This window comes from Citrobacter amalonaticus, assembly GCF_001559075.2.
GTDB classification, from domain to species: domain Bacteria; phylum Pseudomonadota; class Gammaproteobacteria; order Enterobacterales; family Enterobacteriaceae; genus Citrobacter_A; species Citrobacter_A amalonaticus_F.
The window spans coordinates 646,913-658,093 of sequence record NZ_CP014015.2 but is presented as its reverse complement, the minus strand read 5'-3'; the positions used below and the strand labels follow the sequence as shown (position 1 = coordinate 658,093).

The following is an 11,181-nucleotide window of genomic DNA, read 5'->3' as shown; positions in this document are numbered from 1 at the left end:
GAAACGGCACGATGTAGAAAGTGTATGTGATTTATCTTAATGTATTAAAAAGGTTTTTTTATTAATATTGGCCCGAAAGAGAATTGATTTCTTGCACAAATTGTATTGGTATTTCTGAATCTTAAAATGTCAAAAAAAATTATTTGAAGTATTAGATTATTGGACTATGTACCTGATTTGAATATGGCTGAAGATATATTCTTGTCAGTTTTTACGTTTCAGCGGAAATAGAAATAATGAATGGGAGAATATATTTTTGGAGATTCAAGGGGTAAATAATAATGACCTGCCCCGAATGCGAGGCAGGTCACATAATAACATCGTTAGCGTCCGGCATTTTTCATAATGCGCGCTTTATCCAGTTGCCATTCACGTTCTTTCAGGTCGGAACGTTTGTCGTGCTGTTTTTTACCCTTCGCTACGCCAATTTTGACTTTGCACCAGGCATTCTTCCAGTACAGAGAAAGGGCGACAACGGTGTAGCCTTCACGATTCACGCGGCCATACAGGGAGTCAAGTTCACGCTGATTCAGCAACAGTTTACGGGTGCGAGTGGGATCGCACACCACGTGTGTAGAAGCCACCGCCATCGGCGTAAAGTTAGCGCCGAACAGGTAAGCTTCGCCGTCTTTCAGGATCACATAGCTGTCGCCGATGTTGGCTTTTCCGGCGCGCAGGGATTTCACTTCCCACCCTTGCAGGGCGAGTCCCGCTTCGAACTCTTCTTCGATAAAGTATTCATGTCGCGCGCGTTTGTTGAGCGCGATGGTGGCTGAGCCAGGTTTGTGTGCTTTTTTCTTCGTCATAGTGCCGCTCAGTATAGGTAATCTGGAATCGAAAAACACCCCATTTCATCCTTCGGGGCGTAAGGGGATATCTTAGCATGAACAAGGTTGTACCCTGTTGTGGGATAGCGTTTTTTTTACCTTGCGATAAATGGTATTATTTGTTCGATTTTTGTTGATGGAAATAGCTATGCCGCAGATTAGTCGAACCGCGTTAGTCCCTTACAGTGCGGAACAGATGTATCAGTTAGTGAATGATGTTCAGTCCTATCCCCAGTTTTTACCGGGTTGCACCGGCAGCCGTGTTCTTGAGTCTACGCCAGGACAAATGACGGCCGCGGTGGATGTCTCTAAGGCGGGGATCAGCAAGACGTTCACCACGCGAAATCAGTTAACCAGTAACCAGAGTATCCTGATGCAACTGGTCGACGGTCCGTTCAAAAAACTGATTGGCGGCTGGAAATTTACGCCGTTGAGTACGGATGCTTGCCGCATTGAGTTTCATCTCGATTTCGAGTTTACCAATAAGCTGATCGAGCTGGCGTTTGGCCGTATCTTCAAAGAGCTGGCATCCAATATGGTGCAGGCTTTTACGGTTCGAGCCAAAGAGGTCTACCGTGTCGCCTAAGATTGTCGTTGAGGTGGCCTATGCGCTGCCTGAGAAACAGTACCTGCAAAGGGTGACGTTGCAGCCGGGGGCAACGGTCGAAGAGGCGATCCGCGCGTCGGGGTTGCTGGAACTGCGTACCGATATCGATCTGACGAAAAACAAAGTCGGTATTTACAGCCGTCCGGTCAAGCTGGCGGATGAGTTACAGGATGGCGATCGGGTCGAAATTTACCGTCCACTGATTGCCGATCCGAAAGAGTTGCGCAGACAGCGGGCAGAGAAATCGGCAAAAAAATAGCAGATAACAAAAAAGGTGCTCACGGAGCACCTTTTTTGTTATCTGAAGACAAGCTTACTGGTTGTCGGTCAACGAAGGCTTGTTGTCGATATTGGTCAATACGCCGCTGCTGTTGAAGGTCAACGTCAGCGTTTGCTGCGTAACACCTTCATGGCCCGGCTGTTGACGGAACACATAGAACCAGGTGTTGGTGCCAAACGGATCGGACATCATCGGCGTACCCAGAGCATAGGCAACCTGCTGTTGCGTCATGCCCACACGAATTTTGGCTACATCGTTCGCGGTCAGATAGTTCCCCTGGTTGATATCAGGGCGGTAAACCACTCGCTCCAGAGTGGAACAGCCTGCGGTCAACATCAATAATACTGCTGCGGCAGCAGTCAGCGTTTTACAGCGCATAGTGATTTGATTCCTTTTCGGGCCCGAGCAGTACGTGGCTCATATGTAATATGCCGATGATAATAGACCTTTCACCACTTTAAAACCTTTTGCTTACGGGTCCGACGGCGTTTTTGTTGTCTACTCTGACCGTTAAGGTGCAAAAAAGTTTACGCTGCCAGCAGTTCTTTCGCATTTGCGAGGGTGTTGCGCGTCACTTCGCTGCCGCCCAGCAGGCGCGCCAGCTCCTGCAACCGCGCGCGTTTATCCAACGGCTGCATGTGCGTTTCGGTCATTTCACCGTCTGTCTCTTTGCTGACAAAAAAGTGCTGATGGCCGCATCCAGCCACCTGCGGAAGGTGGGTGACGCACATTACTTGTGTTGACTCACCGAGTTGACGCAGTAATTTCCCGACCACGGCGGCAGTGGGACCACTGATGCCGACATCGACTTCATCGAAAATCAGCGCCGGGGTTTCCATCTTACGTGCGGTAATCACCTGAATGGCGAGAGCAATACGTGACAGTTCCCCACCGGAGGCCACTTTGGCAATCGGCTGCATAGGCTGACCAGGGTTCGTCGTCACTTTAAACTCGACGCGATCTGCGCCGTCCTGGCTCAGATGGTGCTCATCAAACGTCACGTCGATGGTGAAACGACCGTGCGGCATGGAGAGTGAGTGCATACTCTCGGTAATCAGGGTGCTCAGTTCCTGGGCATAGTGCTGACGCTGCTCATGCAGCGCTTTCGCTGCCTCCAGCGCCTGCTGGCGGTGTTTGTTCACGGTCAGAGTCAACGTTTCCAGCGAGTCGGCCTGATCGTCAAGCTGCTGCTGTTCCTCCAGCAACGACTGATAATACTGTGGCAGCGCTTCCGGACTGACGTGGTGTTTACGGGCCAGTGAAATTTGCTTCGAGATACGTTGTTCCAGTTCGAACAGGCGATTAGGGTCTAAATCCAGACGATCGCAATAGTGGCGCAATTCGTCACTGGCTTCCGTCAGTTGAATCGTCGCCTCTTCCAGCATATCAAGAATGCCTGAGAGCTTACCGTCCATACCGACCAGTTCACTCACCAGTTGCTTTGCGGTATAGAGCTGACTTTGTAGGTTAACGTCTTCACCGTCCGCCATCAGCGACAGCGCATTCTGGCTGGTGGAGAGTAGCTGACCGCTGTTGGCCAGGCGTTTGTACTCTTCATCAATCTGTTCAAATTCACCCGCCAGCGGGTTAAATTCATTCAGCTCTTTAAGCTGATACTGCAGCAGTTCTGCACGGGCAGCACGTTCCTGACTCAACTGTTGGTGGTGTGCTAAATCACGGCAGCTCTGGTGCCAGAGTTGGTAACGCGCAGCCATATCCTGCACCCGCACGGATTCATTCGCGTAGCCATCGAGCAGGGATTTTTGGTGTTCGGCTTTGGTCAGCAACTGATGCGCGTGCTGGCCGTGAATTTGAATGAGCAGTTGTCCCAGTTCGCGAAGCTGAGAGAGAGGAACCGCAGTCCCGTTGATAAAACCACGGGAGCGCCCGTCGCTGCTGATCACGCGGCGAAGTAAACACTCACGTCCTTCTTCAAGCTGGTTTTCTTCCAGCCAGCGCAGGGCGGCAGGGGTATCCTTCAGCGAAAAACGGGCACACAGGTCGGCACGGCTGGCGCCGGCCCGGACCATGTCGGCTTCAGCACGGCCGCCGAGGCACAAGCCGAGCGCATCAATTGCAATAGATTTACCCGCCCCGGTTTCACCGGTGATGACGGTCATTCCGCTCTGAAAATCGATCTCAAGTTCACGAACGATAGCAAAATTGCTGATGGTCAGTTGTGCCAACATAGTCGTTTTCCTGTATGAAAAACCATAACTGTAATTACATACAGTATAAACGGGTTTTTTATACAGTAAAGAGGTTGGCGTTAAATTAGAATAATTTTTTTGACCAGCCCAGTTTGGTACTTAATGTATTGAAATAGCTATAATCTTTAGGGTGGATGAGATTCAGATGGTAGTCACAACGGCGGATCAGTACATCTTCCCCTTCCTGGATCGGCAGCGCGATCTGGCTGTCACAACTGATTTCGAGATCGTTACGGCGGTGCGAGAAGCGCAGCCGAATGGTGCTGCTGCTGTTGATGACCAGCGGGCGCGCCGAAAGGGTGTGCGGGAACATCGGCACCAGCGTGATGGCATCAAGCGATGGGGTCAGAATCGGGCCGCCGGCCGACAGGGAATAGGCGGTGGAACCGGTAGGCGTTGAGATGATCAGGCCATCAGAACGCTGAGAGAAGGCAAAGCTTTCGTCAATATAGACTTCAAACTCAATCATGTGCGCGACTTTGCCGGGATGCAGCACCACCTCGTTAATGGCGGTACTGATACGCTTCTGGCAGTCCTTCTGGCACACCTGTGCTTCGAGCAGAAAGCGTTTTTCCGCGACGTAATGACCTTCCAGCACGTCGGCGAGCTGTTGCTGCGCATTATCGGGATCAAGGTCGGTCAGAAAGCCGAGATTGCCACGGTTGATACCGATCACTTTGATATCGTAACGCGCCAGGGTGCGTGCTGCGCCGAGCATGTTGCCGTCGCCGCCGACGACAACCGCGAGGTCTGCCTGCTGACCAATCTCCGCCAGGGTGCCAATTTTCACATTCTTCAACTGCAGCTCGTGAGCGATTTGCTGCTCGACAATGACCTCATACCCTTTCGTGCATAACCAACGGTAGAGCATTTCATGTGTCGTGAGTGCCGTGGGGTGACGCGGGTGTCCCACAATGCCGATACACTTGAAATGATTATTCATTTTTCGAGGTCCTTGTGACGAAGATTGATGACAATGTGAGTGCTTCCCTTGAAACCCTGAATCTGATCCCCATAATAAGCGAAGTTAGCGAGATGAATGCGAAAAAAAACGCGGAGAAATTCATGAGTAGTAAAGAACAGAAAACGCCTGAGGGGCAAGCCCCGGAAGAAATTATCATGGATCAGCACGAAGAAGTTGAGGCGGTTGAATCAGACGCTTCTGCTGAGCAGGTGGATCCGCGCGATGAAAAAATTGCGAATCTGGAAGCGCAGCTTACTGAAGCTCAGACCCGTGAACGTGATGCGGTGCTGCGCATAAAAGCAGAAATGGAAAACCTGCGTCGCCGTACTGAGCTGGACGTTGAGAAAGCGCACAAATTCGCGCTGGAGAAATTCGTCAACGAACTGCTGCCGGTGATTGATAGCCTGGATCGTGCGCTGGAAGTGGCGGACAAAGCCAATCCGGATATGAAGCCGATGGTTGAAGGGATCGAACTGACCCTGAAATCGATGCTGGATGTGGTGCGCAAGTTTGGTGTTGAAGTGATCGCTGAGACGAACGTTGCGCTGGATCCGAACGTGCATCAGGCGATTGCGATGGTTGAGTCTGAAGACATCGCGCCGGGCAACGTGCTGGGTATTATGCAGAAAGGTTATACGCTGAACGGTCGTACGATCCGTGCGGCGATGGTGACCGTTGCGAAAGCGAAAGCTTAATCTTTCGGCGAGTTATATTGCCGGATGACGCTGACGTTCATCCGGCCCACGGCCCGTTGGAATATCCGCGGGCCGTCTTCATTATTCCGCCACACTTTCCCGTAGTGGTTTAACGGGTAACACTTTGACCTGCTTGATCATATTCTCCTGGACGTCGAGAATATCGATATCGTATTGACCGATGCGCACGCGAGTGCCCGCAATCGGGATCTCTTCCAGCGCTTCCAGAATCACGCCATTTACCGTACGCGCGTCGTCTTCCGGCAGATGCCAGTTAAACGCTTTGTTAATTTCCCGCACGTTGGCGCTGCCATCGATGATCACCGAACCGTCATTTTGCGGCGTCACTTCCTCAGCCAGCGTAGGTGACATTGAGGTGGTAAAGTCGCCGACAATCTCTTCGAGAATATCTTCCACCGTGACCAGCCCCTGAATATCGCCATATTCATTGACGACCAGGCCGACTTTCTTTTTATTGCGCTGAAATTTGATGAGCTGCGTGCTGAGCGGCGTGCCCTCCGGGACGAAGTAAATCTCATCGGCGGCGCGCAGCATGGTCTCTTTGGTGAACTCTTTCTTTTCCGACATTAACCGCCAGGCTTCGCGAACGCGCAGCATGCTGATCGCGTCATCAAGCGAATCGCGGTACAGCACAATGCGCCCGTGCGGCGAGTGCGACAGCTGACGCACGATGGACTTCCAGTCGTCATTAATATCAATACCGATAATTTCGCTGCGCGGCACCATGATGTCGTCAACGCTAACCTTTTCCAGATCGAGCACCGACAGCAGCATATCCTGATTACGTCGGGAGATTTGCGCGCGGGATTCATTCACGATGGTGCGCAGCTCGTCTTTACTCAGAGAACCGCTAATGACGATATCGGTTTTAATACCCATCATGCGCATCAGCAATCGGGTGATGGTGTTGAGCAGCCAGACCAACGGCATCATCAGAATTTGTAACGGCGCCAGCAGGAAACTGCTGGGATAGGCCACCTTTTCCGGGTACAGCGCCGCAATGGTTTTTGGCAGAACTTCGGCAAACACCAGCACGACGAAGGTCAGCACGCCGGTGGCGATGGCAACGCCCGCATCGCCATACAGACGCATACCGACAATGGTGCCGAGCGCCGAGGCAAGAATATTGACCAGGTTATTGCCAATCAGCACCAGGCTTATCAGGCGATCGGGTTTACGCAGCAGCTTTTCAACGCGCTTTGCCGGACGATTCCCCTGCTTGGCCAGGTGGCGTAAGCGGTAGCGATTCAGAGTCATCATTCCGGTTTCGGAACCGGAAAAATAGGCGGAGATGACCACCATGACGATCAATGTGACGATCAGCGTGGTGGTGGAGATGTGTTCCAGGGGGCGCCTCCTTTAAGGCTTAGCTGACAAACTGCTGCAATATTCGACTACCGAAGTAGGCCAGCGTCAGGATCCCGGCGCCCGCGACGTTGAACCACACGACACGACGGCCGCGCCAACCTTCATGATAATGCCCCCACAACAGAACAATATAGACAAACCATGCGATGATCGAGAGCACCGCTTTGTCGATATTTTCCATGCTGAACAGATTGTGCATGTAAAACAGACCGGTACACAGGGTGAGCGTAAGCAGGACCACGCCAATCTGCGTGATGTGGAACATCTTGCGCTCGATGCTCATCAGCGGCGGCATTTCATTATTGAACGCCAGCTTTTTGTTCTTAAGCTGATAGTCGATCCACGCCAACTGCAGCGCGTACAACGCGGCGATAATGAGCGTCGCATAGGAGAACAGCGACAGCCCGATGTGGATCATCATCCCCGGCGTGGTTTCGAGGTGGGTGATGAACTCGTTCGGCATGAAGGTCGCGAAGGCCAGATTGATCAGCGCGAAGGCATATACCACTGGCAGCAACAGCCAGCCACGATTGCGTGAGGCGACAATCGTCATCACCGTACAGATCATCAGACTGACCAGCGAACCCACGTTCAGCAGGCTCAGGTTTTGTCCGCTATCGCCACCCGGCAGAATGCGGGCTTCAAGCGCGATCGCGTGACACACCAGCGCGACAACCGCAGAAAGAATGGCCATACGCCGCCAGCCGCTGTTTTTTTGCAGCAGAGCGGGGACGATCAGCGCGAGGCTGACGGAATAGGCGACAAGGGCGAGCAGAGCAAAAACGGGCATAGTGGTGTCGACAGTTGGCCAGTGAGAAAGAGAAGCAGTATAGCGTTACGTGACCGCGGCTCCAACCGTTGCATAACAACAAAGACGGCTTCATGTTATACTGCGACAAAATTCTGTTCATGTGTCGCTTGAGCGACCAACCGTTTCCACCCCAGGCGAGAGACAATGTTTGATAATTTAACCGATCGTTTGTCGCGCACGCTGCGCAATATCAGTGGCCGCGGACGCCTTACTGAAGACAACGTTAAAGAGACGCTGCGCGAAGTGCGCATGGCGCTGCTGGAGGCTGACGTTGCGCTGCCGGTAGTGCGAGAGTTTATCAATCGCGTAAAAGAGAAAGCGGTTGGACATGAAGTTAACAAGAGCCTGACGCCAGGGCAGGAGTTCGTCAAGATTGTCCGTAACGAACTCGTGGCGGCGATGGGCGAAGAGAACCAAAGCCTGAATCTGGCCGCGCAGCCGCCAGCCGTGGTGCTGATGGCGGGCTTGCAGGGCGCCGGTAAAACGACCAGCGTCGGTAAGCTGGGTAAATTCCTGCGCGAAAAGCACAAGAAGAAAGTGCTGGTCGTCTCTGCCGACGTGTATCGCCCGGCGGCGATCAAACAGTTGGAGACGCTGGCAGAGCAGGTTGGCGTTGATTTCTTCCCGTCGGATGTCGGCCAGAAGCCGGTCGATATCGTTAACGCGGCGCTGAAAGAAGCCAAACTCAAATTCTACGACGTGCTGCTGGTGGATACCGCCGGTCGTCTGCACGTTGATGAAGCGATGATGGACGAAATCAAGCAGGTTCATGCTTCTATCAATCCGGTAGAAACCCTGTTTGTGGTCGATGCGATGACCGGTCAGGATGCGGCGAATACCGCGAAGGCGTTCAATGAAGCGCTGCCGCTGACCGGCGTGGTGCTGACCAAAGTCGATGGTGACGCCCGTGGCGGTGCCGCGCTCTCTATTCGTCACATCACCGGCAAACCGATCAAATTCCTCGGCGTTGGCGAGAAAACCGAGGCGCTGGAGCCGTTCCACCCGGACCGTATCGCGTCACGTATTCTCGGCATGGGCGACGTGCTGTCGCTGATCGAAGATATCGAAAGTAAAGTTGACCGCGCGCAGGCTGAGAAGCTGGCGACTAAACTGAAAAAAGGCGACGGTTTTGATCTGACCGACTTCCTGGAACAGTTACGCCAGATGAAAAACATGGGCGGCATGGCGAGCCTGATGGGCAAGCTGCCGGGCATGGGGCAGATCCCGGACAACGTGAAGTCACAGATGGATGACAAAGTGCTGGTGCGCATGGAGGCGATCATCAACTCGATGACGCTGAAAGAGCGCGCGAAGCCGGAAATCATCAAAGGGTCCCGTAAACGCCGCATCGCGCAAGGCTGCGGTATGCAGGTGCAGGACGTTAACCGCCTTCTGAAACAGTTCGACGACATGCAGCGCATGATGAAGAAGATGAAGAAGGGCGGGATGGCCAAAATGATGAGAAGTATGAAGGGGATGATGCCGCCCGGTTTTCCAGGCCGCTAATCTTTAAGGCCTGGCTCATTTGCCATTTCGGCACCGGGGTGTGCTCGCCATCCTCACGTACTACGTGTACGCTCCGGTGGCTGTGCGCACGCCGGCACCGAACTGACTGCACCGCCGACGGCCTTTTGCCGCAGAGTTATTAACTGCTGATTGCAATTTCCCCAAAAATCAGTAAAATTTTCGGGCTTTTAATATGACACCGGGCTCCGTTCCTCGATGGGGCCCGGTTGTTTTATTCACACAAGAGGATGTTATGGTAACTATTCGTTTAGCTCGTCACGGCGCTAAAAAGCGTCCGTTCTACCAGGTTGTTGTTACTGACAGCCGTAACGCACGTAACGGTCGCTTCATTGAGCGCGTTGGCTTCTTTAACCCAATCGCTAGCGAAAAAGAAGAAGGCACTCGCCTGGATCTGGATCGCATCGCTCACTGGGTTGGCCAGGGCGCGACCATTTCTGATCGCGTAGCTACGCTGATCAAAGAAGTAAGCAAAGCAGCTTAATCTGTCACGGTGGTCATGATGAGCAAGCAACTCACTGCGCAAGCACCCGTGGACCCGATTGTCTTAGGGAAAATGGGATCGTCTTACGGTATTCGTGGTTGGCTCAGAGTGTTTTCTTCCACTGAAGACGCCGAAAGCATTTTTGACTATCAGCCCTGGTTTATCCAGAAGGCGGGTCAGTGGCAGCAAGTACAGCTGGAAAGCTGGAAGCACCACAATCAGGATCTGATCATCAAGCTGAAAGGCGTTGAAGATCGGGATGCTGCGAATCTGTTGACCAATTGCGAAATTGTCGTGGATTCTACGCAACTGCCAAAACTGGAAGAGGGTGACTACTACTGGAAAGACCTGATGGGCTGCCAGGTAGTGACCACTGAAGGCTACGATCTCGGTAACGTCGTCGACATGATGGAAACCGGATCGAATGACGTCATCGTCATTAAGGCAAACCTGAAAGATGCGTTTGGTATCAAGGAGCGCCTCGTGCCGTTCCTCGATGGGCAGGTTATCAAGAAAGTCGATCTCACTACGCGGACTATCGAAGTAGATTGGGATCCTGGTTTTTAAACCACCGGATAAGCGGTAAATGACGGCGTGATGGGGATTGGCTTGTGTTTATAGGTATCGTTAGCCTGTTTCCAGAAATGTTTCGTGCAATTACCGATTACGGGGTAACTGGCCGGGCTGTTAAAAATGGCCTGCTGAACATCCAGAGCTGGAGTCCTCGTGACTTCACGCATGACCGGCACCGTACCGTGGACGATCGTCCTTACGGCGGCGGACCGGGGATGTTAATGATGGTACAACCCTTACGGGATGCCATTCATGCAGCAAAAAGTGCGGCGGGTGAAGGCGCTAAGGTGATTTATCTGTCACCTCAGGGACGCAAGCTTGATCAAGCAGGCGTCAGCGAACTGGCCACGAATCAAAAGCTGATTCTGGTCTGTGGTCGCTACGAAGGCATAGATGAGCGCGTGATCCAAACCGAAATTGACGAAGAATGGTCAATCGGCGATTACGTTCTCAGCGGTGGAGAGTTACCGGCAATGGTACTGATTGACTCCGTTTCCCGGTTTATTCCGGGGGTTCTGGGTCATGAGGCATCGGCAACGGAAGATTCCTTTGCGGATGGATTGCTGGACTGCCCGCACTATACCCGACCTGAAGTGTTAGAAGAGATGGACGTCCCGGCAGTGTTACTGTCAGGAAACCATGCTGAGATACGTCGCTGGCGCTTGAAACAGTCGCTGGGCCGCACCTGGCTTAGAAGACCTGAACTTCTGGAAAACCTGGCTCTGACTGAAGAGCAAGCAAGGTTGCTGGCGGAGTTCAAAACGGAACACGCACAACAGCAACATAAACATGATGGGATGGCGTAAGCCCCCGATTA

The 11,181-nt window shown here is 52.7% G+C and carries 13 protein-coding genes; 7 read left to right on the top strand and 6 right to left on the bottom strand.

The annotated features are described in order from the left end of the window. Window positions 1-323 precede the first annotated feature (323 nt). Window positions 324-806 (bottom strand): SsrA-binding protein SmpB, encoded by a 483-nt coding sequence (smpB, locus tag AL479_RS03220; RefSeq protein ID WP_042325938.1) that lies wholly within the window; start codon window positions 804-806, stop codon window positions 324-326. 169 nt (window positions 807-975) lie between these two features. Between smpB and AL479_RS03215 the strand changes: the two genes are divergently transcribed. Together AL479_RS03215 and AL479_RS03210 are read left to right on the top strand one after the other, a co-directional pair. Beyond that, window positions 976-1,413 (top strand): type II toxin-antitoxin system RatA family toxin, encoded by a 438-nt coding sequence (locus AL479_RS03215; RefSeq protein WP_042325936.1) that lies wholly within the window; start codon window positions 976-978, stop codon window positions 1,411-1,413. Then, the gene (locus AL479_RS03210; protein ID WP_061075021.1) at window positions 1,403-1,693 is read left to right on the top strand and encodes an RnfH family protein; all 291 of its coding nucleotides are present in this window, start codon (window positions 1,403-1,405) and stop codon (window positions 1,691-1,693) included. Before AL479_RS03215 ends, AL479_RS03210 begins: the two co-directional genes overlap by 11 nt. Before the next feature lie 54 nt (window positions 1,694-1,747). Here AL479_RS03210 and bamE read toward each other — a convergent pair whose 3' ends face one another. From bamE to nadK, 3 genes are all read right to left on the bottom strand, one after another. After that, window positions 1,748-2,092 (bottom strand): outer membrane protein assembly factor BamE, encoded by a 345-nt coding sequence (gene bamE, locus AL479_RS03205; protein ID WP_061075020.1) that lies wholly within the window; start codon window positions 2,090-2,092, stop codon window positions 1,748-1,750. Window positions 2,093-2,241: 149 nt separating this feature from the next. Further along, the gene (gene recN, locus AL479_RS03200; RefSeq protein ID WP_061075019.1) at window positions 2,242-3,903 is read right to left on the bottom strand and encodes a DNA repair protein RecN; all 1,662 of its coding nucleotides are present in this window, start codon (window positions 3,901-3,903) and stop codon (window positions 2,242-2,244) included. 85 nt (window positions 3,904-3,988) lie between these two features. Further along, a complete protein-coding gene (nadK, locus tag AL479_RS03195; protein ID WP_042325929.1) occupies window positions 3,989-4,867 on the bottom strand; it encodes an NAD(+) kinase in 879 nt (292 codons plus the stop codon). 122 nt (window positions 4,868-4,989) lie between these two features. On the opposite strand from nadK, the gene grpE reads away from it, so the two are divergent. Further along, window positions 4,990-5,583: a nucleotide exchange factor GrpE gene (grpE, locus tag AL479_RS03185; protein ID WP_061077920.1), complete on the top strand. Its 594-nt coding sequence runs from the start codon at window positions 4,990-4,992 to the stop codon at window positions 5,581-5,583. 81 nt (window positions 5,584-5,664) lie between these two features. Here the strand turns inward: grpE and AL479_RS03180 are convergent, their stop codons facing one another. Together AL479_RS03180 and AL479_RS03175 are read right to left on the bottom strand one after the other, a co-directional pair. Beyond that, a complete protein-coding gene (locus AL479_RS03180) occupies window positions 5,665-6,951 on the bottom strand; it encodes an HlyC/CorC family transporter (protein WP_102601129.1) in 1,287 nt (428 codons plus the stop codon). A gap of 19 nt (window positions 6,952-6,970) precedes the next feature. Continuing rightward, window positions 6,971-7,762: a cytochrome C assembly family protein gene (locus tag AL479_RS03175; protein ID WP_061075018.1), complete on the bottom strand. Its 792-nt coding sequence runs from the start codon at window positions 7,760-7,762 to the stop codon at window positions 6,971-6,973. Between the two features lie 165 nt (window positions 7,763-7,927). On the opposite strand from AL479_RS03175, the gene ffh reads away from it, so the two are divergent. The 4 genes from ffh to trmD all read left to right on the top strand — a co-directional run bounded on the left by ffh (window position 7,928) and on the right by trmD (window position 11,170). Beyond that, window positions 7,928-9,289, top strand: coding sequence for a signal recognition particle protein (ffh, locus tag AL479_RS03170; protein ID WP_042325920.1), 1,362 nt, complete (start codon window positions 7,928-7,930; stop codon window positions 9,287-9,289). A 253-nt stretch (window positions 9,290-9,542) separates the two neighbouring features. Next, the gene (rpsP, locus tag AL479_RS03165; RefSeq protein ID WP_042325918.1) at window positions 9,543-9,791 is read left to right on the top strand and encodes a 30S ribosomal protein S16; all 249 of its coding nucleotides are present in this window, start codon (window positions 9,543-9,545) and stop codon (window positions 9,789-9,791) included. An 18-nt stretch (window positions 9,792-9,809) separates the two neighbouring features. Next, on the top strand, window positions 9,810-10,358 hold the full coding sequence (gene rimM / locus AL479_RS03160; RefSeq protein ID WP_061077919.1) for a ribosome maturation factor RimM: 549 nt from the start codon (window positions 9,810-9,812) through the stop codon (window positions 10,356-10,358). Window positions 10,359-10,402: 44 nt separating this feature from the next. Further along, entirely contained in the window at window positions 10,403-11,170 is a 768-nt protein-coding gene (gene trmD / locus AL479_RS03155) for a tRNA (guanosine(37)-N1)-methyltransferase TrmD (protein WP_042999689.1), read from the top strand. The last annotated feature ends 11 nt before the right edge of the window (window positions 11,171-11,181 follow it).

Bases quoted from the DNA above. Each gene is read 5' to 3' on its own strand.
- smpB (WP_042325938.1), bottom strand. From the start codon at position 806: ATGACGAAGAAAAAAGCACACAAACCTGGCTCAGCCACCATCGCGCTC.
- AL479_RS03215 (WP_042325936.1), top strand. From the start codon at position 976: ATGCCGCAGATTAGTCGAACCGCGTTAGTCCCTTACAGTGCGGAACAG.
- bamE (WP_061075020.1), bottom strand. From the start codon at position 2,092: ATGCGCTGTAAAACGCTGACTGCTGCCGCAGCAGTATTATTGATGTTG.
- recN (WP_061075019.1), bottom strand. From the start codon at position 3,903: ATGTTGGCACAACTGACCATCAGCAATTTTGCTATCGTTCGTGAACTT.
- nadK (WP_042325929.1), bottom strand. From the start codon at position 4,867: ATGAATAATCATTTCAAGTGTATCGGCATTGTGGGACACCCGCGTCAC.
- grpE (WP_061077920.1), top strand. From the start codon at position 4,990: ATGAGTAGTAAAGAACAGAAAACGCCTGAGGGGCAAGCCCCGGAAGAA.
- AL479_RS03175 (WP_061075018.1), bottom strand. From the start codon at position 7,762: ATGCCCGTTTTTGCTCTGCTCGCCCTTGTCGCCTATTCCGTCAGCCTC.
- ffh (WP_042325920.1), top strand. From the start codon at position 7,928: ATGTTTGATAATTTAACCGATCGTTTGTCGCGCACGCTGCGCAATATC.
- rpsP (WP_042325918.1), top strand. From the start codon at position 9,543: ATGGTAACTATTCGTTTAGCTCGTCACGGCGCTAAAAAGCGTCCGTTC.
- rimM (WP_061077919.1), top strand. From the start codon at position 9,810: ATGAGCAAGCAACTCACTGCGCAAGCACCCGTGGACCCGATTGTCTTA.